Here is a 26,080-nt window from a genome sequence, read left to right as displayed (position 1 = left end):
ACAATCAGTTGTGAATAATCACGTCAATTTTGTTCAGCTGCAAAATTCTAGAAAGTTCTTTTGCAGGTGGCGCTTCTAAAAATATCCATTTTGGCTCATAACCCTTAACGGTATCTCGGAGATAAAGATCTTTCTCGATCTGAGCATAGATTTTTTCTGTAAGCGGGACTTCATTCAGCTTCCCCGTAGAGCTTACAATCCGCTGGTACGTCTTCACTTCGTTTGCGGAAATGGTGCCATTGGGTATATCTACAGGGGCATCGACATAGCGCCCGCCTGTACTTGGGACGGGATAGTATCGTTGACCCGTCGACCCGTAAAGCTCTTGAACGTAAGTTTCTCCGGCTTCCCATTTCTCCCTGCCACTCAAATTGCGAACATCGTCCAGTGTGAAAGTCTTCGCTCCACTGTCAGTTAACATTAATGGCTGACCGACATTTTTATCGTACGATCTAATTGAGCTAGCACCACTAGGCTCAACTACTTTCATGACGTCATCACTGACCGTAACTATGCTTCCCTTCGGGACTACAATGCCTGTCTTAAGCGTAAAATCTTCCGAAAGACGCACAGTCGTATTCGGTTGAATAAATCGGCTTTCAACAAACTGCGCCTGGCCACTAAGCGTAAAGTTCTGCTCATTAAATGGCTCAAGACTAGGCGTTAGGTCTTTCGCACCCGCCAGCTCTGCCCTAGCAGCGACCTTAGCCGTAACTTTTTCCGCCAGCAAGGCCCCCCCCTTCAACGCGCCACCACCGACTGAAAGAACCGCAGCCATATCACTGATCAGCTTTCCAGTTTCGACCCCAGCCTGAAATGAACCACTGGGCCCGGCCTCCTCATACTGCACTTGCAAGCGATCAATACGGTCGAGGTACGACTGCTTGACCGAGTCCCAAACACCACCGCTCTCAACCACCGCTTTCAGCGCCGAATAAGTCTCCGTGAGATTCCCAGCCGTGCGTACGATGCCATCAACGGTGTCGTTCAGCTCCAGAACGGCTCCTGTGGCTGTGCCTAATGTAAAAATAGTGTCCTGGGCGATATCAATCGCTGTCCATTTGGTAGCAGTGCCTGTCCTGCACACCACACTCGGACACCCCTCCATCTCCTTGTCTCTCTGGGCTTTCTGCGCTTTGCTCAGGTAGTTATTCTGAACAGCATTTGTTCCCGCCTGCGCGCCGGTCACCGCACCGCTCAGATCACCACCAGCAATCCCCCCAGCCAGCCCTGCCGCCAAGCCCGACAGCGCTGAGACCGTTTCTTTTTGCTCCTGCGTCAGATCCGCCGTTGCCGTGCCCGGATAGAGTTGGTGCGCGATGAGCTCGCCTGTCGCAGCTCCCGCAGCCCCCGCTCCCGCAGAATTGCCTTGTGCCTGCGCCACCACCGCGCCCAATACAGCATGGACCATGATATTGAGCGCGGTGTTATCGCCAGTTGATTTCTTGATGACTTGCGCCAGGTACGGCGCTGATGCGCCCGCAATGGCTGAGCCGATATCGCCCCCAACCAGCCCTTGCAGCGCCGCTGTTACGGCCTGAGCTACACGAGGGTAGTCACCGCCCACGCCGTAGTCAGCCATGACTTTTTTGTACGCATCGCTGGCAGCGATTTGTTCCGGCGTCGGCTGATCATTACCTTTCCCGGCCAGTTCTTTGCGACCCGCCTCTTTGGCGTTGAGCTCGCCTTGCGTGTGCACAATATCGACGGTTTGAGCACCAATATCCGCAATCAACTGCACCTGCCGCAGACGCTTCTGCTCCTTCTCCTTATCGAAGATGGGGCTGATGCTGTCGTTGGCGTGTTCAACATCGTGGCTCAGCGTCGCAACGTCCTGCTGCTGTTTGGCAGGGTCGCGAATGTCGAGAGTGCCATTGGAAATGGCCGATGAGGTCGTGCCGCTGGCACTGTCGCCATGGTTGAAGGCGATCAAGGTGCCGGTGGGCATATTGCTGATGAAAGCATTGGTGCCATCGCTGCCACTGCTGACGCTCGCGCTCTGCAACTGGCTGGTGTAGTCGGCCTTGTTCTTTAGGACGCTCCAGCCAAGCGTGCCAGTGCTCAGGCGGTTTTTGTCCGGCGAAGCAGTGCTGGCGATCACGCTGCCATCGAGTTGGGTATGGTTGCCCACATCGATCTGGTAACCACCCTTGCCGCCGAACAGGCCGGTTTGCTCCTGCACACTCTTATAGTTGGAGTCGATCTTGCTTTTGCTGATGCTCAGGTTTGCGCTACCACCGCTGCCGATGATGGCGAAGCTGATGCCCCCGCTGACATCCGTCTGTTTGGACTTGTAGTCATCGGTGTCTTGCAGACTTTGCAGCGTAAGATCGCGGCCTACTGTGGCTTTAATCTGGTCTGCACTGACCTGAGCACCTTTGAGGACGGTATCTCGCCCACTGACCAAGCTGATTTGGTTGCCCGCATCTAGCGTCGTTTCTGTCCAGGTCGTGCCGGTACCCTTTTCGTTTCCGGTGCCCTTGTTCGCATTGGCGAAAACGCTCAGGCCACCGCCTTCGGAGCCAACGCCAAAGCTGATGCCAAGCGCTCCCCCGCTGCTGTTGTTTTTCCCATCTAGCTTTTGATTGTTAGCCGCAGCTTCCAGGCGAATATCGCGCTCGGCAGCCAGCTGCATTTCATTGCTAGCCTGAAGCTTGCTGCCTTGAACATGGATATCACCCGCGTCGCCAGGCATACCATTACCGTCCGCCACGATGGTGAGATTATTGCCGGCCGTCAGGCTGCTGCCCTGGCTAAGGGTTTGCTCTTGGGTCTGTCTGGATTCGGACTTTTGCGAGCCCACGGAGAGGCTGATACCTACAAACTGCGCCGCGTTGTCTCCGGTCATTCCACCGTTTTGCTGCGCTGCTTGCCAGGCCTGTACGCCGGTCAACCCTGCTTTAACACCTTGCAGCGCCGAGAGGCGGCTGTCGTCCTCGTTCTTGGCTTGCTTGGCGGTCTGGTAAGCGGCGTCCACTGCGCCACCCACGGTGCCGGACAACGCCAGGGTCAACCCGCTGGTTTTACTTTTGGCCGTCTGCTCACTGCGGTTGTTGTTCTCAGAAGCCAGGACGCTGACATTTTGCCCAATCAGGCTGATGTCCTTACCGGCAACCACGTCAGAGCCGCGAATGGTCAGGTCTTTGCCAGCCTGTACATCCACGCTGCCCAGCACACTGCCGATGTTGCTGGCCCGGGTAGTTTCGGTGCTGCTGGTGAACGTGTTCTTGTTACTGCTTGAGCCCAATGTGACACCAATCCCACCGGTGCTCAGCAGGCCCGATTTTTTAGTCGAGGACGAATGGCTTTGTTCAAAGGTTTCCGTCGCTCCGTCGATCACCACATTGCGCCCGGCAATCAGGCTGGTGGCGTTGGTGGAAACCACGTCACTGGCAGCCGTGCCAATGTCTCGACCGGCACGTACGACGACGGTGTCGGCGCTGATGGAAGAACCCTGCTGGCTTATCTGATTACTGCTGTCGATACGCGTTTTCGAGCTGCTCGACAACAACCCGCTGCTGGTTTTGGTTTTGCGGTAATAGCTGTAGTCGCTGTTCTGCGCGGCGTTCAGCGCCAGATCATTACCTGCGTAAAGGTAGGCTTCCTTGCCCGCACTCGCTCGGCTGGCGCTGAGGGCGAGGTCATTGCCTGCGCTCAGGGAAAGGTTGTCACCGGCCACAAGCGATGTGCCCACTTGCTGAACGTGGTCTTCCTGACTGGTGACTTTCTTGGAGTTAATGGCCGAGTGCTGTTCATTCGCCGCCGAAGCTAGGTTCAGATTGCCCTTGGCCACCATCGCAAGGTCACGCGTTGCATTCAACTGACTGCCAATCGCACTGATATCCCGTGCCGCCACAATCTGGAAGTCTCGCCCCGCCTCCACGACAGTGCCGTACTGGGCCACGCTGCTACCGCGTGAGAAAGTCGTGACGATATTGGCGCTACGCTGTTCAGCAGTGGCTAGGTTTACGTCGCGACCGGCTTGTATCCGCGTATCGGCGCCGCTTTTCAGCACGCTGCCGGTGCTGTTGACGTCACGTCCGGCCTGCAGGGTCAGGGTGTTGGCGGCTTCGATGCGCGCGGCGTTGTCGACAAAGTCGGTGCGTTCGGTGCGGTAGCCGCTGCTGCTCTGGTGGCTGGTTACGCTGCGTTCGTTGAGCACATCGCCGTTGATGGCACCCACGCTGACATCACGCCCGGCGATGATGCCGCCAGCGCGATTGGTCAGGCTGTTGCCGGCGAGCAGGTCGAGGCGGTTCCCGGCTTGGATCAGGCCGCTGTTGACCATGTCGCGCCCGGCGCTGGCGGCGAGGTTATTGGTGGCGCGCAGGGTGCCGACGTTGTTGAGGTCGGTGCCGGACACCAGGTTGAGATCGCTGCCGGTGATCAAAGCGCCGTTTGGCGCCAGGCGGTTGTTGGCCTGGGCCAGGTAGAGCACCGGCACCAGAACTTGCTGGCCGGCGACGGTGGCGTTTTCCATCCACACGATGTCGTGGGTCAGGGCGGCGACCTGCTCGGCAGTAAGGCTCACGCCTACCGACAAGTTGAGCGCCTGCTTGCTGCCGATCGCGTTGTCCATCAGGTACCTGAACATCGCCGTATCGCTGGTAAGACCATCAATGAAGCGCTGGCCAGTGCGGGCGATGATGGCCTGCTGGATCAGGCGTTGTTCGTAGAGACCATCACCCAGGCGTTTCTGCGCCTGGTCCGGGTCATAGCCCAGTTTGGACAGCAGGTAATCGGAACTGAGGAACTGACCGAGGTTGGTCAGTGCAGGGTTGGTTTCGATCAGGTATTTCTGCGGGTTGGAGACGAACTGGCTGTCCGGCAGGCCTTGCACGCGATTGATGACTACACCGTCGGCCGATGTGTTGCTGCCGGGTACGACCGGGCCACTGGCCGGCGCACGGTCAACGGTGCCGCCACTCAGGGTCCAGCCTTGAGGCGCGGTGCTGGCGGGCGCGCTGGCGCTTTCACCGCTAAGGCGGAAAAGGCCGCCCTGCCCGCTGGGCAAAGTAAAGCCGGGCAAGCTCAGCGGATTGATCTGCTGCTGAGCCAGATCAGGAGGCAATTGCTGGTTAAGGGTGATGCGGGTCGAGTAACCGGTAGCACCGCTGGCGCCCGTAGCATCGGTACCGGTTTTGACGCCCGCGCCGATGTAGTGGTAACCCAGGCGCACCGCGCTGTTGTCGATGCCGGCCTGCGCCCTGACGTCCACCGCGCCGCCGGCCTGGATCACTGCGGCATAGCGTTGATCATCGCTGGCGATTTTGGTGACCTTGCCGAACTCGGTGCGCTCGCTCTCCATTAAGCCGATGAAGTTGCCAACGGCGGCTTCGAGACCGCCGAGGTCATTGGGCGTGTAGCCAGAACTCAAATACCAATATTTATTGGTCAGTGCGCTGGCGGCATCGAACCAGCCGCGCGGATGCTCGGTGCGTTGTGAGGTAAAAAGCCGATAGGTTTCCGTCTCGCCGGTTTCGATCCCGGTATTGATCAGGTTGTTCAGGCGCGCAGTAAAGTTGCCGCCGGCTGCAATCGAACTGCTGCTGTTAAGCAGGTCGCCGCCTGCCAAGGTCATGTTTCTCCCCGAGGTGATGCTCGAACCCGCGCTGGCAGCAGTCACCTCCAGTTTGTCGCGGGTCACTACTTCCCACACGTAGTTACGGCCCGTGCCACCGGCATGGCAGTCACCGGCGTTGACAGACTCGATGCACGTACCTTCGGTGGCGGAGGCGGTGTATACGCCCGCGTCATTTACGGTCAGTACCGCGCGCTCGTTTCGCATCACTGCCGCTGCGAGGCTCAGGTCACCATCACTCTGTATGCTCGCCGAGCTGTTGATAATGCTGTCGGCCAACCCGCCCTTGCCGTCGCGATCGACACTCAGGTTGCCCATGCTGTAAATGTCGCCGTAGCTGTTGTTCAACGACGCGACGCGCAGGCTCATGTCGGCACCGCTGAAGATCAGCCCATGGTCGTTGAGCAACGCGCCGGTGGTGACAGTGAGGTTTTGCCCGCTGCCCAGGGTGGCGTAGTTGTTCAGCGTGCCCGCGTTAATCAGCAGGTCGGTTGCCGAGGTCAGGCGGCCACGGTTGTTCAGGACGCCGCTGATGGTTGCGCTGGTCACGCCACCACCGGCGATGCTGGCGGTCTCACTCAAATTCGCCTGGGCGGCAGTGAGGTTCAATGTGCCCAGGCTGCTGATGCGTCCACCGCTGTTCAAGGCGCCACTCAACGTCAGGTCAAGTTCGCCGTCGCTGGCGATCAGGCCGTTGGTGACCCAGTTGCCGCCATTGCCGATGAAGCGCCGCGCGCCGAGCAATTGCCCCGTTGCTGTCTGGTTGAGGGTGTTGACGTTGACTGTGAGTTGCCCGGCCTGGATGACGCTGCTGTTGGTCCAGTTGTCCTGGGTGATGGTCAGGTCGCCCTGCGTCACCAGGCTGCCGCCGACATCGTTGAGGTTGGCGGGCGCAATGCCAAAGTTACCGGTACCCACGTGCAGCACATTACCGCCGAGGTTCTGCAAGCTGCCGGCATCCAGTGCCAGATTGGTATTGGCCGTTTCCAGCACGCCGTTGCGGTTATCGAACAGGCCGCCAATGGCGAACTCGGTAGTGCCGGTGTTGCCCAGCGCGCGCAGGCGGCCGGTCTGGTTATCCAGGCTGGCAGCGCGGACCTTGAGAGTGGATTCGCTTTCGATGATGCCCAGGCGGTTATTCAGGGCGCCGCTCAGGTCGAGGTCGATCTGCCCGGCGGCAATCTGGCCGTCGTTGTCGCCGCTGTTATCGAAGTTCTGCCCGACCACGCGCATCAGGCCTTCGGCATAAAGCCCGCCGTTGCGATTGTCGAAATTCCCGGTGGTGACCAGGCCGTTGCCGCCCTGGGCGGAAATGCGCCCTCCATAGTTGTCCACAGCGCCGGCCTGCAGGTCCAGGGTCTGCCCCTGGATCACGCCGCCCTGCCGATTATTGTTGAGGTCATAGCCGTTGCGAAGCACGCCGACGACTCGGGTCTGCAGCAAGCCCTTGAGGCTGGCGAGAGTGCCGCCACGGTTGTTGAGGCTGGCGGCGTTGACATTCAGGTCGCCGGCCAGGGCGATCAGTTTGCCGCTCTGGTTGTCGATGGCGTCTGCCACGTCGAGGGTCAGGCCATTCTGGCTTTGCACGGCGCCCTTACCGTTGTCCAGGCGGTTGGCGGTGAGCGTGAGGTCTGCGTTCTGGCTATAGATCAAACCATCGCTGCCGTTCTGCACCAAGCCGCTGGCGGTGAGGCTCACGCGGTCGTTGGCGGCCAACGTGCCGCGGTTGCGGTTATCCAGGCCGCCGGTCAACAGGGTCAGCAGCCCCTGGCTGGCGAGTTGACCGCCCTGGTTGTTGATCTGCGCTACACGGCTGATCAGCAGCGGGCCACCGCTGGCTAATTTGCCGTTGGTATTGGTCAGCGTCGCAAGCAGGTCGAGGGTGGTGGCGGTGCCGCCGCTGATGCTGCCGGCGGTGTTATCCAGGTTCTGTGCGTTAAGGCTGAGCGTCGCAGCGCTGTCGATGACGCCGCCTTGGGCGTTGTTCAACAAACCGCCCACTGTGAGCGTCTGGCCGGCGGCGCTGGACAGCACGCCGTTGGCGCTGTTATCCAGTTCGCCAGCGTTAATGGTCAGCGCCTTCTGGCTGACAAGCGCGCCCGCACCGCTATTGAGAAGGCTGCCGGTCAGCGTGGCATTGAGGTCGCCGTAACGGCTCGACAGTGTGCCGTTGTTGCGGTTGTCCAGGTTCGCGCCGCTGACGGTCAAGCCTTGCCAGCCGGACATCAGGCCATTCTGATTGATCAGATTGTCGGCATTGAGCACCAGCAGGTTATTGCTGATTACCTTGCCGTTACTGTTATTCAGGGTGCGGCCGGTGAGGTTCAGGGTTTGCGCACTGGAGAGTTCACCGCCGCTGTTGGTCAGGTCGCGCAGGTGAGTGATGCTCAGGTTGCCTGCGGTGGTGATCAGGCCACCGGCGTTATTCAGGTCGCCGGTTGCCGTGCCGAAGTCCAACGCAATCGCACTGCCCAAAAACGAGCCGTTCTGGTTGTCCACGCCTGCGCTGTTCAAGGTCAGGGTGTTGGCGGCGTTCAGCAGGCCCTGATCACGGTTGACCAGTTGGCCAGCAACGTTGAGCAGGGTATCGCCACGGCTGGTGACGGTACCGCCGCTGTTATCCAGGGTTGCAGCCTGGGCATCCACCGAAGCCGCGGCGATCATGCCTTTGACGTTGGCCAGGGCCTGCCCGATGCGCAGGGTGAGCGAGGTATTGCTCAGCAGTTTGCCGTTGCTGTTGTCCAGGTTGTCAGCGGTGAGCGTGAATGCATGGCTGCTGGAAATTTCGCCGCCTTGGTTATTCACATCCTTGAGATTGTTGAGCATCAGCAGCGGTGCGTTGATCAGCCCGCCCTGGTTGTTGAACTGGCCACGATTAAGTTCCAGGGTTAAGCTGGCGGCGCTGGTCAGCTGGCCGCCTTGCTGGTTGTTCAGATCGGCCGTGGTGATCTGGGCAGACTCACGCGCGCTCAGCGTGCCGTTCTGGCTATTGTCCAGGCTTGCGCTGGCCAGGTTCAGGCTGCTATCGGTCACCATGCGCCCGCCCTGGTTGTCCACAGCGCCGCGCGTGCTGATGGTCAGCGGGCCGGCGCTTGAGAGCGTACCTGCGCGGTTGGACAGAGTGCCCGCCGTCACGCTCAGCAGACCTTCGCTGCTGATCAGCCCTTGGTTGCGGTTGAGCAATTGATCGACATTCAGGTTCAAGCCGCTACCGGCGATTACCAACCCGCCGTCGCTGTTATCCAGTTGCGTGCCGGTGACCGACACGCTCGCCTGGCTCGACAACTCGCCGTTGCGGTTGTCGGTGTTGACCACGTTCACCTGCACGCCGCCGATACCGGCGACTAGGCCTTTCTGGCGGTTGTCCAGACTATTGCCGGCGACAGCGACGGTGCCTTGGCTGGTGATCAGCCCGTTCTGATTGTTGAGGGCACCGATATTCAGGCTCAACGCCTTGCCAGCCGTCATCAGGCCAGTGAAGTTATCCAGGGTCGCGACCGTCAGGGTTGCAGTGTCCAGGCTGGAGAGTTCACCGCCGCGGTTTTGCACATCATCTGCGGACACGGTCAGCGCGCCATCGCTGGTGACCAGCCCACCTTGGGTGTTCTGCAGGCTGCCAGCGGTAATATTCAGGCTGTTGTTACTGAGAATGCGTCCGTTATTCTGGTTGTCGACCGAGGTGGCGTTGATCTGTGCGTGCTGCTTTGCACTGAGGGTACCGCCCTGGTTGTTGAGGGCCTGGGCATCCACGCTCAACGCACGGCTGGCGATGACGCTGGCGCCATTGTTATTGATGGCCTTGCCACGCAGGCTCACATCGCCCATTGCGTTGCGGGTGTTATCGCTGTTGACGCCGCCTTCGATAATGTCGGTGTTGGTCAGTGTGCCGCCGATGGAGAGCGCGATGCGGTCGTGTGCAGCCAAACTTTTACTACTGGTGAGATCGCCTTGGGTTTGCACCTCCAGCGCTGTGCCAGCGTAAACCTTGTCAGTCAGGTTGACGCTCTGCGCCGTAACCCTGACGTTACCGGTGGCCGCTGCCTGGGCCATGCTCAGGCGCCCATTGGCATCCAGTTGAATATCCCCGCCACTGGCCGCCAGCGTGCCGTCGAGCTTCACGCCCACACCGGCCTCGGTGCCCACCAGTTTGATCGCGCCGGCGTACATACCGCCAAGGGCCGACGAGTCAATCGCCAGCTCGGGCTTGGTGCTGCCATCGTCGGCGCGGGGTGTGGCTGTCAGGCTTTGGGCGTCCACATCGTTGCGACCGGCGATCACATTCAGTTCGCGCGCATTGATCTGCGCGTTGATCTTGGCCGAGCGAGTGATGATGTCGAAGCGGTCGACGTTGCTGGCGTTCAAGCCTTCCCCGTCGATGGTCACGGCGCCGCCGTCGACCTGGTAGCTTCTCAGTTGGCCGTTCGCGTCGAGCACCGGCTTGCCGGTGGTGAGGGTGACGTTCGGTGTGTTGATAAAGCCGCAGCCGCTGCAGGTGACGCCGTACGGGTTGGCAACGATGACTTTGGCCGACTGCCCCGCCACTTCGGTGTAGCCGCGCAATTGACTCGGGTTGCTGCCGGTGACTTCGTTGAGGATAACGTTGGCCGCGCCGCCCTTGAGATTGGGGTTGCCGACGATGTAGCCGCCCAACTGGGTGTTGGCTACAGTGCCGGTGGCGTTGTTGAGGATCACGCCGTTGGGGCCGACGTTGTAGTCCTGGAACTTGTTATGGGACAGGCCGCTGCCGTTCGGCGTGGCGATGTTCACCACGGGCACGCCGTTGCCCGCCTGACCTACGGTGGTGCCCGGCGCACTGACCACGATGCCTTCGGCCTGAGCCAGCAGTGGCTGCCAGAACAGCGCATTGATCAGGATCAGCACCAGGCCGCGCTTGGGCAGACCGAAGAACGAGTCCCGCGGCTTCAGCGCAGCAGAAGGTTGGCGGGCGAGGAAGGCAAATTGGCGAACGTCCATTGTCAGATTCTCGATGTAACGGGGCGTTGAATTACAGGAAGAAATCCATGCGGAAGTAGATCGGCGCTTCGCGCTCGGTGACTACTCCCGGTCTTTCTAAAGAATGGGCAAAGGTCACGCTGGTGCTGACGTACTTGCCCCGAGCGAACAGCTCCAGGGAATTGCTGGACACGCGACCATGCACGTCGCCGTTGTAGCGGTCGTTGCTGATCACGCCCTGGTCGTAGCCGACGCTGGTACCGTACTCGGCAAAGGCCGGGCGCATCCAATCCAGCGTTACCGGGCGTGCCCAGCGCACTTCGTTGCGCCAGTAACCGCCGCTGTCGCCGGTCAGCCGCTGGTCCTTGAGACCGCGTACCGAGGCCGAGCCACCCAGGCTCATGCGTTGCGGGCTGAAGAGGATGTCTTCGCTGCGCTGACCGGTGGCCAGGCTGGAAAAACTGAACGACTCGCCCCACAGCGTGAACGGCTGCAGGTAGCTGACGGTGCCGGTGTATTTGCGGTAGCGCGAATTGGCCTGACGATTGCCGAGCTCATCGCGTTCTTCTTCAGACTGCGCGTCGAGCAGGCCGATGCCGTTCTGCATGCCCAGGTCAAGGTTGACGAACGCATTGCCGATGCGCCGGCCGTGGTTGAGGCCGAGCTGGAGTTCGCTGAGGCGGTTACTGCTCGGCTCAGTGCGCACGTCGAGGACGTAATTGTTGGTACGCAGATGGGCCAGGCCGACGTTCACCGAGGTCTTGCTCACGTCGTCGCGATGGATCACCCGCTCGGCGCGCAGTTGGTGGTTCTCGTTGTCGCCATTGAGCTTGAATTTGCTGCTGTCGGTCTGGCCGAACGTGCGGTAGTCGCTTTCGCTGTAGGTGTAGCTGAAGTTCCACCAGCCCCACGGCACGTTGTAATACAGCATGCTGTTTTTCGAGGTTTCCTGGTGGTCGCTGACAGCGTCGTGGCCGTTGCGCAGTATCAATTGGTCGCCCAGGCCCAGCGGACTGTCCCATTCCAGGCCCGCGACCCATTGCTGTTCACCGGTGCTTTCCTGGCCGTCGTTGTTACGCGACAGGCTGGCGCGCCAGGGCTTTTGCGGGACGTTTTTGACCACCACGTCACTGCCGCCGATCTGCTGGCCCGGGGTCAGTTCCATTTGCGACTGCCTGGAGGGCAAGCGGTTAAGTTGGTCCACCAGTTGCTCGATCTCGCGCAGGTTGAGCGCCTCGCCGACCTGACCGGGAAAGGCCATGGCCAGTTCGCGTTCCGTCACGGTGCTGCCCTCGGCGCTTTTCAACTCTTCGAGTTTGCCTTCGACCACCAGCACCTGCAGGTGACCGCTGGAGAGGTCTTGTTGCGGCAAGTAGGCACGGCTGGTGACGCGACCCTTGTCGATGTAGTAGTCGGTGATGACCTTGAGCAGTTCATTGAGCTGCGTCACGCCCAGGCATTGGCCGATGTAAGGTTTGAGCAGGCGCGTGCGGTCGGTGGCGGACAGGCTGTCGGCACCCTTGAGTTCGATGTCCTTGATCAGGAAGCAACGGCTGTCGGCCGGTGTGGCCGGGGCCTCGGGCTTGGCCTGTTTGCCGGGCAAGTCCTGAAGCTCTTGGAGGCGGCGGTTCTGCTCTTCGAGCAGGCGGTTCTGCCGGTCGCGGATCAGATCCTGATCGCCGGGCGTTGGGGCGGCGGTGGCGCTGTTCAGGCTCACACACGTAAGCAGAAGAGTGCACAGCAATAACCGAATCCGTGGCAATGACAAGGGCATGTTCGATCCGTCGAAAAATCAAGGGGCGGCAAATTAACATCGAACCCCCCGTCGATCCAAAGCGTTGGATCAGATGGGCATTCGCGACATATCTGCATTCAAGTCGTTGATTATTAACAAAATAAAGTAAGGAAAAAAGAGTAACAACCTGTTGATGACCTGTTTATTCCGACAAGCGGCACCATCAATCGCGGGCAACGGCGCTACCCGGATGCCATTAATTAGCCATCAATCTACTGCCGAGATACTTAGTACCGAGAAATGGAGGAAAGTTCGCGCGGGTTCTGTGAAGTGGATCCCAAGTATTAAATTACGGCACTAGCTTCCTCAGTCGCTCAACGTCTGAGATTTGTGCTTGCCTTACGCGCAACGTCAGCTCGGCAGGTGGGTTTTGCTGGGTCAAGCGTGTTGAGCGATGAAGGCGCAGCTAAATACGCATTTAAGTCTTGATCGGGTTTTCACAGAACCCTTGGGCCGTGCCATGACTGAACATGCCAACCGATACGGTGAGGGTGGTTTCCAGTTCTTCGAGCTTGTTGTAGTGCCACCACCCTGCGGGAATGAAGAAAATCTCCCCAGGGCCGACTTCATAAATGGTTGCGTCGGCGGCATAGGGCGTGACATCGATATGGCCGAAGCAGACACCATTAAGCGCTGACTTTTTCTCTAGGGCCATGTCATCGAAATACGCCGGCGGCCAGATCATCATCCGTTTGCGGCCGTATAACGGAAACAGAAAGGTGTCGCATGAATCGTTGTGCAGGCCGATCCAGGTCGAATGGTATCGGCCGCCTACAAATACTGCGTTGGCGCCAGGGTAAGGCACGCCGTAGCGCTCGTTGTAGCCATGGGTAAACACGCGCAGTTTCGTCGTCACGGTACTGGAATGCTTGAGGCAATAGTCACGGGTGAAGGTAATGCCGTCTGCGTTATTGAGCGCGGGAAAGTCGCGCACAAACTGCTCGAACCCGTCAAAGTCGGGAGGGAAGTTAGGGACCCCTGGTTGCTTGAGCATCTGCCCATCTGCGTTGACGGTCATGTCACCTGATTCGACAACATTTCGGGCTAGATCGAATGCGTCCTCCAGACTCAGCAGTGGCTCTATCAATGTGTCCTGCTCAAGCACCACCGGCTGCGTCTTGTCATCTGAGAGGCTGACAAAGTGCTCCCAGAAAGCCGCCGGTACGGTGGGTGTATTGTTTGCGTCGAACAAGTGGGCGCAGGTCGTGGCAGTAATCATGATTCACCTTCAATCCGGGAAAGCATCAGGGTAAAAATCCTTGTAGATATTCTTGATCTGTTCATCGCCCATGCTCAGGACACGCACCAGTACCCCACTGAACATGCACGGCAGGGATGCCAGGATAATGAGCAAACCCAAGGCTGCCATGGCGTAGCCCACGCCTAGCGTTTCAGAAAAAGCCCCACCGAATAGCGCCCCGAAGGGGATGACCATGCCGGAAACAAACGAGGTCGCAGAGCCGATCCGGTTGCGGTAATTGTCGGGGGTGGCCAGCATTCGCACGGTCGAGGTGTTTACGGTCACCATGACCAGGCCGATGCCTGCGATAAACAGCAAGGGCACAGTTACTCCGGCGAACCAACCGGGCTTGACATGGAAGAATTGGCTGAAAAGCCCACAACCAAACATGGCCAGCCCAACCAGCAGGAGACCGCCGAATACTACATAGGGCCGGCCACAACGCTCATTGGCGCGTTTCACTAGGAACAGGCTGCCGGCCAGTAGGCCCAACGCGAAGGCGCCCTCGGTGACGGCGATCAACCATAAGTCTTGGGAGAAATAGCGATTGATCAGCACAGGGAACAGCACCGCGAAGAGCGGGTACAGCGAGAAGTTGACGATGAACGCTAGTAGGCTCAGGTTCCATTCAGGCTTGACCCGATAGAGCGCGGTAAAACCTTCACGGGTGCGTGTGTACCAAGTCGCCAGATAGGACATCTGCCGAGTGGTGCCAGGGCTGTGGCTGGCAGCGGGCGCCCTGACCAGCACTATCAGTGCTAACGCCACCATGACTGCCAAGGAGTTGAGCCAGAGAGTTCCCAACACTCCCAGCGGGCCCAATAAAATGCCCGCAGCCAGAGGCCCCATCAGCGCAGATGACGAACCGACGATGCTTCTTAGGCGCACCGCATCGCTGATCCTGTGCGCGGCAACCAATGTGGGTGTCAAGCTCATCTGGATCGGGTCGCGAATGCCAATGGTTACCCCGGAAATCGCCAGACAGCTCCCGATCACCCAGGGCAGGTAAAGATCTAGGGTGCCTAGGCAGGCCAATACTAGGGTCATCGTCGCGCTGATGATGTAGCAGCCCACAAGTAAGCGGTGCCTGTCATACTGATCCCCGAGCCAGCCAAACACCGCTCGTGCCAGCACATCCGCCAGGGTGGCCACCGCGACATAGCTTGCAAAGGCAACGGGGTCTGCGGTTTTTCCCAGCACCCACCAAGCGATTGCGAATTGACCACAACGCGTTCCCACCGCATTTAAGAACGCTGCCAGTTGGATCAGGTAGAAATCCCGTCCCAGCCCACCGAGGGAGGGATTACTCATTGCCCCACCTCGGCGCGGCGCAGGTGCTCCAGGCAGCCTGCTGCAACGTAGGCGTCTAGTCCACCGGTCAAACTGCGGCAGCGGCCCTCGCCGACGGCGGCGCTGATTGCATGCAAGGCTTTCAAGCTGCGCACGCCACTTTTGCAGTAGACCACCGTCTCGACGCCAGCCACTGTCTCGGCCAGGCGTTGTGGCAACTCCCTAAACGGAATGTTGATCCCGCCCAACGACAGCGTCAGATGCTCGTGCCCGTCCCGCACATCAATCAATTGCAGCGCAGTTTCGCTGAGCAGGCATTGTTCCAGGGCCAGGGGCGAAATAGCATACTGCGCGCCAACCGCCACTGCGCAATTAGCCTCAATGACCTGAGGTTGCCGGATCCGCGGCCGCTCGCCACTGAGCGGATTACTGGCCCGGTGGCGAACCGACACTTGGCGCAGTTGCAAGCTCAAGGCATCGAATAACACCAATCGGTTGACCGAGGGTTCCCCAACTGCGCTCAGGATTTTGATTGCCTCCAATGCTTGGATCGAACCGATAATGCCCGGCAACACCCCTAATACACCAGCTTCACCACAATTCTGGGCCAGCTCGGCAGGTGGTGGCTCGGGAAAGATATCGCGCAGGTTGGTAGAACTCCGCCCGTGCGCGGGCTAGCAATGCGGACTCTTTTGGGCGGTCTTGCCGTTTGGCTGCCCACACCTACACCAAGAGCGGGTGCTCCCCAAGGGAAACACCGACACGTCCCCCGCGCCCCGGACACAGAGCCGGATCAGGTGCACGTCGATGGGACTTGAAGGTGTACGTGAAGCAGCCCGAAGGAACAAGGGCTTGCAGTTCACGAAAACGCGGCCAGCCTTTCTTCGCCCGCCGAATCTATGAAAGTGATAAGGAAGTCTGTGGTCATAACAACGGGAACCTGAGTACCCGGCTACACAGGATGACGAAAGTTAAGGCTCAAGTCGCTCATCGTTAGGCGGCCACGCGATCAGAACGGCACTGGGCGTGTGCTGTGAGGAATTCAGGAGCGGGCTCAACCAAGACAGCAGTCACATTGGCGAGGTAGATAATGATCCATTACTCCAAACCTGCCACTACCCCGGCAAAAGCACCGGGATAGAGCCTTGTGACAATCTTTATTCGTTGGAAAAACCCAGCCAATGCGCTGTGGATAAATTATTCCACAGTCACAGACTTCGCCAAGTTACGCGGCTGATCCACATCCGTACCCTTCAGCACTGCCACGTAATATGAAAGCAGTTGCAGCGGAATCGTGTAAAGAATCGGCGTCAAGGCGTCGAGGATGTGGGGCATGGAAACCACGTGGGTGCCCTCTCCATTAACCAGCCCGGCCTGTTCGTCAGCGAAAACAATCAGCTCGCCACCGCGCGCACGGACTTCCTGCAGGTTGGATTTCAGTTTCTCCAGCAACTCATTGTTGGGCGCGACGGTGACGACGGGCATGTCACTGTCCACCAGTGCCAACGGGCCGTGTTTCAGTTCGCCGGCCGGATAGGCTTCGGCGTGGATGTAGGAGATCTCCTTGAGCTTCAACGCCCCTTCCATCGCCACCGGGAATTGCGCGCCACGGCCCAGGAACAGGGTGTGATTCTTCTCGGCGAACAGTTCGGCGATTTTCTCCACCGTCGTGTCCATTGCCAATGCTTCACCCAGGCGAGTCGGCAGGCGGCGCAGTTCTTCAACCAGTTCTGCTTCCACGCCAGCTTCCAGCGTGCCTTTGACCTGACCCAGTGACAGCGTCAGCAGCATCAGCGCGACCAACTGTGTGGTGAACGCTTTGGTCGACGCGACACCGATTTCCGGGCCGGCCTGAGTGAGCAGGGTCAGATCGGATTCACGCACCAGCGAACTGATGCCAACGTTGCAGATCGCCAGGCTGGCAAGGAAACCCAGCTCCTTGGCATTACGCAGCGCGGCCAGGGTATCGGCGGTCTCGCCGGACTGGGAGATCGAAACGAACAGCGTGTCCGGCTGGACGACGACTTTGCGGTAGCGGAATTCGCTGGCCACCTCGACCTGGCAGGGAATGCCGGCCAGGCCTTCGAGCCAGTAACGCGCGACCATGCCGGCGTGATAGCTGGTGCCGCAGGCGACGATCTGCACGTTGCGTACTTTGGCGAACAGCTCCGCCGCTTGCGGTCCGAATGCCTGCACCAGAACCTGCTGCTGACCGAGGCGGCCTTCCAGGGTGCGCTGCACGACTTTTGGCTGCTCGTGGATTTCCTTGAGCATGAAGTGGCGGTACTCGCCTTTGTCCGCCGCTTCTGCGCCCTCGTGGTACTGAACGATCTCACGCTCGACGGGCAGGCCGGATGCGTCCCAGATCTGCACGCTGTCGCGACGGATCTCGGCGATGTCGCCCTCTTCCAAATACATGAAGCGGTCCGTCACCTGACGCAGCGCCAGTTGATCGGAGGCGAGGAAGTTTTCCCCAAGGCCCAGACCCACAACCAGCGGGCTGCCACTGCGAGCAGCAATCAGGCGATCCGGTTGTTGTGCGCTGATGACCGCAAGGCCATAAGCGCCGTGCAGTTCCTTGACCGTAGCCTTCAAGGCAGCGGCCAGATCGGGCGTGTCCTGCAGTTTATGGTGCAGCAGGTGGACGATGACCTCGGTGTCTGTATCAGACGTAAACACATAACCCAGGCCCTTCAAACGCTCGCGAAGCGGCTCATGGTTTTCGATGATGCCGTTGTGCACCACCGCCAGTTGCTCGTTGGAGAAATGTGGGTGAGCGTTGCGCTCCAACGGTGCGCCGTGCGTTGCCCAACGGGTGTGAGCAATGCCGAGGCGGCCTGTGACCGGTTCGCCGGCGAGTGCGCGCTCCAGTTCGTTGACCTTGCCGACGCGACGACGACGCTCGAGCACGCCGGCGTTGTTGAATAACGCTACGCCGGCGCTGTCGTAGCCCCGGTATTCCAGGCGCTTGAGGCCCTCCAGCAGGATGGCAGTAACATTCCGTTCAGCAACAGCGCCGACAATTCCACACATGGTCTTCTCCTAGGAAACAGCAGCGCAAATCAAGGTTACGCCGCGAGCCTGAATTTGTTCGCGTGCCTCTTGAGGCAGGCGGTCATCGGTAATGAGGGTATGGACGCTGCTCCAGGGCAGCTCCAGATTGGGAATCTTGCGACCGACCTTGTCGGCCTCGACCATCACGATCACTTCCCGGGCGACTTCGGCCATCACCCGGCTGAGGCCAAGCAGTTCGTTGAATGTGGTCGTACCGCGGATCAGATCAATGCCATCGGCGCCGATGAACAGCTGATCGAAGTCGTAGGAACGCAGCACCTGTTCAGCCACCTGGCCCTGAAAAGACTCTGAATGCGGGTCCCACGTGCCGCCGGTCATAAGCAGGACCGGTTCGTGCTCCAGTTCACCCAGCGCGTTGGCGACGTGCAGGGAATTGGTCATCACCACTAGGCCCGGCTGCAAACCCAGCTCCGGAATCATCGCAGCGGTGGTACTGCCGCTGTCGATGATGATCCGTGCGTGTTCGCGAATGCGGGCAACAGCGGCGCGGGCAATGGCTTGTTTGAATCTGGAAACGGGCTGGCCGGGTTCGCCGATCAATTCCTGGGGCATGGGAATGGCGCCGCCGTAACGACGAAGCAGCAACCCATTGCTTTCAAGCGCAGCCAGATCCTTACGAACCGTCACCTCGGAGGTCTCAAAGCGTTTGGCCAACTCATCCACACTTACCTCGCCCTGCTCATTGAGCAAAGCAAGAATGTTATGGCGGCGTTGAGGGGTATTACGTTTCGACATGGTGATCTTAAGTTTCGTTTCGAAAGTTAACGAACGCAATGAAAGCTCATCGAAAGATTTACGTCAAGGGGAAATGGGCATTTGGGGGGAATGAACAGAGGATTTTTTCGAACGATCGCCGATCAGACACCAGGCATCAGCTGCTCATCTGGCAAGCAGCTGATCTCACCTGTGGATAACTTAGTCTTTCTTGATTTTCACCGGACGCTTCCAGCCTTCGATGTTGCGTTGGCGACCACGGGCGACCGCAAGCTGTTCGGCCGGCACATCCTGATTGATGGTGGAGCCCGCCGCCGTGCTAGCGCCTGAGGCGATATGCACTGGCGCAACCAGCGAGTTGTTCGAGCCGATGAACACGTCTTCGCCCATCACCGTCTTGTGCTTGTTCGCGCCATCGTAATTGCACGTAATGGTGCCTGCGCCAATGTTGGTGCGCGCACCGATGACCGCGTCACCCAAGTAGGTCAGATGACCTGCCTTGGCACCCTCGCCCAGATGAGCATTCTTCAATTCGACGAAGTTACCCACATGAGCACGGGCGTCGAGAACACTGCCCGGGCGCAGACGAGCGAAAGGCCCTGCATCCGCGCCTTCGCCAACGATTGCGCCTTCAAGGTGGCTGTTTGCCTTGATGATCGCGCCCTTGCGCAAGGTGCTGTCCTTGATCACGCAGTTTGGCCCGATCGAGACGTCGTCTTCGATGACGACTCGCCCCTCAAGGATGACGTTCACGTCGATCATCACGTCGCGGCCCGTGGTGACGTCGCCACGAACGTCGAAACGCGCCGGGTCGCGCAGCGTGACGCCCAACGCCATGAGCCGGCGAGCTTCGCGCTGCTGGTAATGACGCTCGAGTTCGGCAAGCTGTTTACGATCATTGGCGCCCTGCACTTCCATCGCATCGTCAGGCTGGGCAGTTGCGACCACCAGGCCATCGTTGACGGCCATGGCAATAACGTCAGTCAGGTAATACTCACCCTGAACATTGTTGTTGGAGAGGCGGCCCAGCCATTCGGCCAGTCGCTTGCCTGGTACGGCGAGAATCCCGGTGTTCCCTTCCTTGATAACCCTCTGCGCTTCAGTCGCATCCTTATGCTCGACGATAGCGCTGACGCGGTGCTGCGTGTCCCGAACGATACGACCGTAGCCGGTTGGGTCATCCAGCGTGACTGTTAGCAGGCCCAGTTGCTGATCGTTTACCAAGGCAAGTAATCGGTGCAAGGTCTCCACTTTTATAAGCGGGACGTCGCCGTAAAGAATCAGCACCGTTTCAGCGGTCAACACCGGCAACGCTTGCGCGACTGCATGACCTGTCCCCCATTGTTTGTCCTGCAGGACAAAACTCAGATCATCGCCGGCCAGTTGCTCGCGGACCCGCTCGGCGCCATGGCCGATAACCACATGAATGCCCTGGGGCGAAAGCTGGCGTGCGCTGTGGATAACATGGCCGAGCATCGATTTACCGGCCACAGGATGCAAGACCTTGGGCAGAGCGGAACGCATGCGAGTGCCCTGACCCGCGGCGAGAATGACGATATCGAGAGACATGAAGGGATTCCAGACGAGCAGGCCACATTAGCCGGGCTGATGATTCAGGCGAGAAAGCCGAAAAAAGAAAAAGGGTAGCCGAGGCTACCCTTTTACTCAATCGCGCAACGAGCCGTCGGGGTTAGCCGCCGAACTTCTTGCGAATTTGCTGAACGGTGCGCAGCTGAGCTGCGGCCTCCGCCAGACGTGCAGCAGCAGCTCCGTAATCGAAATCTGCGCCTTTTTCATTCAGAGCACGCTCGGCAGCCTTGACGGCTTCCTGAGCTGAGGCTTCATCCAGATCAGCAGCGCGTTGCACGGTATCGGCAAGCACTTTGACCATGTTCGGTTGAACCTCAAGGAAACCACCGGAGATGTAAAACACCTCGGCTTCGCCACCCTGCTTGATCAGGCGGATCGGACCCGGCTTCAGATCGGTGATCAACGGTGCGTGACCTGGAGCAATACCGATATCACCCAGGTTACCGTGTGCAATCACCATCTCGACCAGACCGGAGAAAATCTCTCCTTCCGCACTGACGATATCGCAATGGACTGTCATAGCCATTTGCTTGCCTCAACCTGATTAGCGCCCGTTACCGGGCGCCTGGATTACAGTTTCTTGGCTTTCTCGATCGCTTCTTCGATGCCGCCGACCATGTAGAACGCCTGTTCAGGCAAATGGTCGTAGTCACCGGCGAGGATGCCTTTGAAGCCAGCAATGGTGTCTTTCAGGGAAACGTATTTACCCGAGGCACCGGTGAAGACTTCAGCCACGAAGAACGGCTGCGACAGGAAGCGCTGAATCTTACGAGCGCGGGATACCAACTGCTTGTCGGTTTCCGACAGCTCGTCCATACCCAGGATCGCGATGATGTCTTTCAGCTCTTTGTAACGCTGCAGAACATACTGAACGCCGCGAGCGGTGTCGTAGTGGTCCTGACCGATGACGTTCGGGTCCAGCTGGCGCGAAGTCGAGTCCAGTGGATCGACCGCTGGATAGATACCCAGGGAAGCGATGTCACGGGACAGAACGACGGTGGCGTCCAAGTGAGCAAACGTTGTGGCTGGCGATGGGTCGGTCAAGTCATCCGCCGGTACGTATACCGCCTGGATCGAGGTGATCGAGCCTTCCTTGGTCGAAGTGATGCGCTCTTGCAGCACGCCCATCTCTTCAGCCAGCGTCGGCTGGTAACCTACTGCAGAAGGCATACGGCCCAGCAGTGCGGATACTTCAGTACCGGCCAGTGTGTAACGGTAGATGTTGTCGACGAACAACAGAACGTCGTTACCTTCGTCACGGAACTTCTCAGCCATGGTCAGACCAGTCAGGGCGACGCGCAGACGGTTACCCGGCGGCTCGTTCATCTGACCGTAGACCAGCGCTACTTTGTCCAGAACGTTGGAGTCCTTCATCTCGTGGTAGAAGTCGTTACCCTCACGGGTACGCTCGCCCACACCAGCGAACACGGAATAACCGCTGTGCTCGATGGCGATGTTACGGATCAGTTCCATCATGTTTACGGTCTTGCCGACACCGGCACCACCGAACAGACCGACTTTACCGCCCTTGGCAAACGGGCAAACCAGGTCGATGACCTTGATGCCGGTTTCCAGGAGGTCGTTGCCGCCAGCCTGATCAGCGAACGAAGGCGCAGGACGGTGAATGCCCCAGCGCTCTTCGGTTTCGATCGGGCCCGCTTCGTCGATCGGGTTGCCCAGTACGTCCATGATCCGGCCAAGCGTCGCTTTACCGACCGGTACGGAGATGGCTGCGCCGCTGTCGATAACGTCCAGACCGCGCTTCAAGCCTTCGGTGGAACCCATCGCAATGGTACGAACTACGCCGTCGCCCAGCTGCTGCTGAACTTCCAGAGTAGTTTCCGCGCCTTGTACTTTCAGCGCGTTGTAGATGCTCGGTACGCTGTCGCGTGGAAATTCCACGTCGATCACGGCGCCGATGATTTGAACGATACGTCCGCTACTCATTAGCTGGATCCTCTGAATATTTGAACCGTTAAACCGCGGCAGCGCCGCCGACGATTTCCGAGATCTCTTGGGTGATCGCTGCCTGACGCGCCTTGTTGTAGATCAGCTGCAAATCGCTGATCAAGTCACCGGCGTTGTCAGTGGCGTTCTTCATCGCGATCATCCGCGCAGCCTGTTCAGCCGCGTTGTTCTCGACCACCGCCTGATAGACCTGCGACTCCACGTAACGGACCATCAAGCCGTCCAGCAGCTCTTTGGCGTCGGGTTCGTACAGGTAATCCCAGTGGTGCTTGAGTTCTTGATCCTGGGTCGCGACCAACGGAATCAACTGCTCGACCGTTGGTTGCTGAGTCATGGTGTTGATGAACTTGTTGGACACCACGGACAGGCGATCAATACGGCCCTCCAGGTAGGCATCCAGCATCACCTTGACGCTGCCGATCAAATCGTTGATCGACGGCTCTTCGCCCAAGTGGCTGATCGCAGCGACGACGTTACCGCCGAAGTTGCGGAAAAACGCCGCACCTTTGCTGCCGACCACGCACAGATCGATCTCTACGCCGTTTTCACGGTTCTTCGCCATGTCCTTGACCAAAGCCTTGAACAGGTTGGTATTCAAGCCACCACACAGACCGCGGTCACTGCTCACCACGACGTAACCGACGCGCTTGACTTCGCGTTCGATCATGAAGGGATGACGGTATTCCGGATTAGCGTTGGCGAGATGACCAATCACCTGGCGGATGCGCTCCGCGTAAGGACGGCTAGCAGCCATGCGCATTTGAGCCTTGCGCATTTTACTGACCGCCACTTTTTCCATGGCGCTGGTGATCTTTTGCGTGCTTTTGATGCTCGCAATCTTGCTGCGAATCTCTTTTGCGCCTGCCATGTAACACCTATCAGGTTAGCAAGCGGGAGCCTCGCGGCTCCCGCTGCGGCTTACCAGGTTTGGGTGGCCTTGAACTTCTCGATACCGGCTTTCAGGCCAGAATCGATTTCGTCATTGAAGTCACCCTTCACGTTGATCTTCGCCATCAAATCGGCGTGATCTCGGTTGAAGTAAGCAATCAGCGCTTGTTCAAAGCTGCCAACCTTGGCGATTTCGACGTCAGTCAGGAACCCACGCTCAGCGGCATACAGCGACAGCGACATGTCAGCAATCGACATTGGCGCATATTGCTTCTGCTTCATCAGCTCGGTAACGCGCTGACCATGCTCAAGTTGCTTACGGGTCGCTTCGTCCAGGTCAGAGGCGAACTGGGCAAATGCTGCCAGTTCACGGTACTGAGCCAGAGCGGTACGGATACCACCGGAGAGCTTCTTGATGATCTTGGTCTGAGCGGCACCACCCACACGGGATACCGAAACACCGGCGTTCACTGCCGGGCGGATGCCCGAGTTGAACATGGCCGATTCCAGGAAGATCTGACCGTCAGTGATGGAAATCACGTTGGTCGGAACGAACGCGGAAACGTCGCCAGCCTGGGTTTCGATGATCGGCAATGCGGTCAGGGAGCCGGTTTTGCCGGTCACTGCGCCATTGGTGAACTTCTCTACGTACTCTTCCGAAACGCGGGATGCACGCTCCAGCAGACGGGAGTGGAGATAGAACACGTCGCCTGGGTAGGCTTCACGGCCTGGTGGACGACGCAACAGCAGGGAAATCTGGCGATAAGCCACAGCCTGCTTGGACAGATCGTCATAAACGATCAGCGCATCTTCACCGCGGTCGCGGAAGTATTCACCCATGGTGCAACCGGAGTACGGTGCCAGGAATTGCAGCGCTGGGGATTCGGAAGCACTGGCAGCCACGATGATCGTGTTGGCCAGAGCGCCGTTCTCTTCCAGTTTGCGAACCACGTTGGCGATGGTCGATTGCTTCTGACCGATTGCTACGTAGACGCAGAAGATTCCGCTGTCTTTCTGATTGATGATCGCGTCGATCGCCAGAGCGGTTTTACCGATCTGACGGTCACCGATGATCAGCTCGCGCTGGCCACGGCCGACAGGGATCATGGCATCGACAGCCTTGTAGCCAGTCTGTACAGGCTGGTCTACCGACTTACGCCAGATCACGCCTGGAGCAACTTTCTCGACCGCGTCGGTCTCGGTGTTGTTCAGCGGACCTTTGCCGTCGACAGGGTTACCCAGTGCGTCGACAACGCGACCCAGCAGTTCCTTACCAACCGGAACCTCAAGGATGCGGCCGGTGCACTTGGCGCTCATGCCTTCAGCCAGAGACTGGTAGGAGCCCAGTACAACGGCACCTACGGAGTCTTGCTCCAGGTTGAGAGCCATACCGAAGACGCCGCCTGGAAACTCGATCATTTCGCCATACATTACGTCGGCGAGACCGTGAATCCGCACAATACCGTCAGATACGCTGACGACAGTGCCTTCGTTACGGGCTTGGGAGGACACATCGAGCTTGTCGATGCGACCCTTGATGATTTCACTTATTTCGGAAGGATTGAGTTGCTGCATTGCTCTGCTGCCCCTTCAAACTCAAGATTTCAATGCTTCGGCTAGTTGCGCGAGTTTGCCGCGAACTGAGCCATCGATAACCAGGTCGCCAGCGCGGATAACGACACCACCGATCAGGGTGGCATCCTCCGCAGCGTGCAGGCGCACTTCCCGGCCGAGCCGTGCACTGAGAACCTTGGCGAGTTTGTCTTGCTGTTCTTGGTTCAATGCAAAAGCACTGGTCACATCCACATCTACCGACTTTTCCTGCTCGGCCTTGTACAGGTCGAACAGCTCGGAGATCTCCGGCAAAAGCGGGAGGCGGTCGTTTTCTGCAACGACCTGGATGAAATTCTGTGCCTTGGCATCGAACTTGTCGCCGCACACTTCAATAAAAGTGGCTGCCTTGTCTGCGCTCGTCAGTCGCGGGGCCTTGAGCATGCGCTGCATCGTGTCGTCTTGCGACACTGCAGCAGCCAGGCCGAGCATGGCTGACCAATTGGCCAGTTGCTGGTGCGCCTGTGCATGCTCGAAGGCTGCCTTAGCGTAAGGTCGGGCCAACGTGGTCAGTTCTGCCATGATCGCCCTCGCTTAAATTTCAGCAGCCAGTTTGTTTACCAGCTCCGCGTGCGCGTTTTGATCGATTGTGGCACCCAGGATCTTCTCTGCGCCGTTGACTGCCAGGCTACCCAATTGGGCGCGCAGCGCGTCTTTGACGCCGTTCAATTCCTGTTCGATCTCGGCCTGAGCCTGAGCCTTGATGCGGTCAGCTTCGACGCGAGCCTGTTCACGGGCTTCGTCGACAATCTGGGTACCGCGTTTCTTGGCTTGCTCAATGATCTCGGCTGCCTGAGCCTTAGCTTCGCGCAGTTGCTGACCCACTTTATCTTGGGCCAGCTCCAGGTCGCGAGCTGCTCGTGTAGCAGCGTCCAGTCCATCCGCAATCTTCTTCTGACGTTCGTGCAAAGCCGCGATGACCGGAGGCCACACGAACTTCATGCAGAACAGCACAAAAATGAAGAACGCAACGGACTGGCCAATCAGGGTTGCATTAATGTTCACGCCAACACCTCGCTCGTTCGTTGTCCATCACACCAATCAACTCGAAAATTCGAGTGATCAGCCAGCGAGTTGACCAACGAAGGGGTTCGCAAAAGTGAAGAACAGAGCGATACCAACACCGATCATGGTCACGGCGTCGAGCAGACCAGCCACGATGAACATTTTAACTTGCAGCATTGGAACCATTTCCGGTTGACGCGCAGCGCCTTCCAGGAATTTACCGCCCAGCAGGCCGAAACCGATTGCAGTACCCAGTGCGCCCAGGCCGATCAGCAGTGCAACAGCGATAGCAGTTAGACCAACTACAGTTTCCATCTTTCCTCCCGACTTTTACGTCGTATTGGTTAGGTTTTCTTAGATTAAAGCGGTA

Annotated in this window: 15 protein-coding genes and 1 pseudogene; all 16 read right to left on the bottom strand. The window is 58.7% G+C overall.

The annotated features are described in order from the left end of the window. Positions 1–4 precede the first annotated feature (4 nt). The 16 genes and pseudogenes from L4G42_RS12140 to atpE all read right to left on the bottom strand — a co-directional run bounded on the left by L4G42_RS12140 (position 5) and on the right by atpE (position 26,025). The gene (locus L4G42_RS12140) at positions 5–10,555 is read right to left on the bottom strand and encodes a hemagglutinin repeat-containing protein (protein WP_237260829.1); all 10,551 of its coding nucleotides are present in this window, start codon (positions 10,553–10,555) and stop codon (positions 5–7) included. 31 nt (positions 10,556–10,586) lie between these two features. Next, positions 10,587–12,308: a ShlB/FhaC/HecB family hemolysin secretion/activation protein gene (locus L4G42_RS12135; RefSeq protein ID WP_237260828.1), complete on the bottom strand. Its 1,722-nt coding sequence runs from the start codon at positions 12,306–12,308 to the stop codon at positions 10,587–10,589. 439 nt (positions 12,309–12,747) lie between these two features. Continuing rightward, positions 12,748–13,548, bottom strand: a complete 801-nt coding sequence (locus L4G42_RS12130) for a cupin-like domain-containing protein (RefSeq protein ID WP_237260826.1) — start codon at positions 13,546–13,548, stop codon at positions 12,748–12,750. A gap of 9 nt (positions 13,549–13,557) precedes the next feature. Further along, positions 13,558–14,880, bottom strand: coding sequence for an MFS transporter (locus L4G42_RS12125; protein WP_237250178.1), 1,323 nt, complete (start codon positions 14,878–14,880; stop codon positions 13,558–13,560). Beyond that, positions 14,877–15,506 (bottom strand): ThiF family adenylyltransferase, encoded by a 630-nt coding sequence (locus tag L4G42_RS12120; RefSeq protein ID WP_419789371.1) that lies wholly within the window; start codon positions 15,504–15,506, stop codon positions 14,877–14,879. The genes L4G42_RS12125 and L4G42_RS12120 overlap by 4 nt, the downstream gene beginning before the upstream one ends. 215 nt (positions 15,507–15,721) lie before the next feature. Beyond that, positions 15,722–15,838, bottom strand: a pseudogene (locus L4G42_RS12115) (TnsA endonuclease N-terminal domain-containing protein); the annotation flags it as partial. 218 nt (positions 15,839–16,056) lie between these two features. Next, entirely contained in the window at positions 16,057–17,892 is a 1,836-nt protein-coding gene (gene glmS / locus L4G42_RS12110) for a glutamine--fructose-6-phosphate transaminase (isomerizing) (RefSeq protein WP_133774000.1), read from the bottom strand. A 9-nt stretch (positions 17,893–17,901) separates the two neighbouring features. Then, on the bottom strand, positions 17,902–18,669 hold the full coding sequence (locus L4G42_RS12105) for a DeoR/GlpR family DNA-binding transcription regulator (protein WP_237250180.1): 768 nt from the start codon (positions 18,667–18,669) through the stop codon (positions 17,902–17,904). A 180-nt stretch (positions 18,670–18,849) separates the two neighbouring features. Next, positions 18,850–20,217, bottom strand: coding sequence for a bifunctional UDP-N-acetylglucosamine diphosphorylase/glucosamine-1-phosphate N-acetyltransferase GlmU (gene glmU / locus L4G42_RS12100; protein ID WP_237260824.1), 1,368 nt, complete (start codon positions 20,215–20,217; stop codon positions 18,850–18,852). 121 nt (positions 20,218–20,338) lie between these two features. Beyond that, positions 20,339–20,764: a F0F1 ATP synthase subunit epsilon gene (locus tag L4G42_RS12095; protein ID WP_133774003.1), complete on the bottom strand. Its 426-nt coding sequence runs from the start codon at positions 20,762–20,764 to the stop codon at positions 20,339–20,341. Between the two features lie 44 nt (positions 20,765–20,808). Then, positions 20,809–22,185, bottom strand: a complete 1,377-nt coding sequence (gene atpD / locus L4G42_RS12090) for a F0F1 ATP synthase subunit beta (RefSeq protein WP_037016914.1) — start codon at positions 22,183–22,185, stop codon at positions 20,809–20,811. 28 nt (positions 22,186–22,213) lie between these two features. Next, positions 22,214–23,074 (bottom strand): F0F1 ATP synthase subunit gamma, encoded by an 861-nt coding sequence (gene atpG, locus L4G42_RS12085; RefSeq protein ID WP_037016916.1) that lies wholly within the window; start codon positions 23,072–23,074, stop codon positions 22,214–22,216. Between the two features lie 50 nt (positions 23,075–23,124). Continuing rightward, on the bottom strand, positions 23,125–24,669 hold the full coding sequence (gene atpA, locus L4G42_RS12080) for a F0F1 ATP synthase subunit alpha (RefSeq protein ID WP_074886098.1): 1,545 nt from the start codon (positions 24,667–24,669) through the stop codon (positions 23,125–23,127). A 21-nt stretch (positions 24,670–24,690) separates the two neighbouring features. Further along, positions 24,691–25,227, bottom strand: a complete 537-nt coding sequence (locus L4G42_RS12075; RefSeq protein WP_074886101.1) for a F0F1 ATP synthase subunit delta — start codon at positions 25,225–25,227, stop codon at positions 24,691–24,693. Between the two features lie 12 nt (positions 25,228–25,239). Further along, a complete protein-coding gene (locus tag L4G42_RS12070) occupies positions 25,240–25,710 on the bottom strand; it encodes a F0F1 ATP synthase subunit B (protein WP_065988056.1) in 471 nt (156 codons plus the stop codon). 57 nt (positions 25,711–25,767) lie between these two features. Then, complete coding sequence (atpE, locus tag L4G42_RS12065) at positions 25,768–26,025, bottom strand: F0F1 ATP synthase subunit C (protein ID WP_002555987.1); 258 nt, start codon at positions 26,023–26,025, stop codon at positions 25,768–25,770. Positions 26,026–26,080: the final 55 nt, after the last annotated feature.

Origin of the sequence: Pseudomonas petrae (genome assembly GCF_021728295.1) — a bacterium.
Lineage (GTDB): Bacteria > Pseudomonadota > Gammaproteobacteria > Pseudomonadales > Pseudomonadaceae > Aquipseudomonas > Aquipseudomonas petrae.
This window is presented reverse-complemented; position numbering and strand designations above follow the sequence as displayed.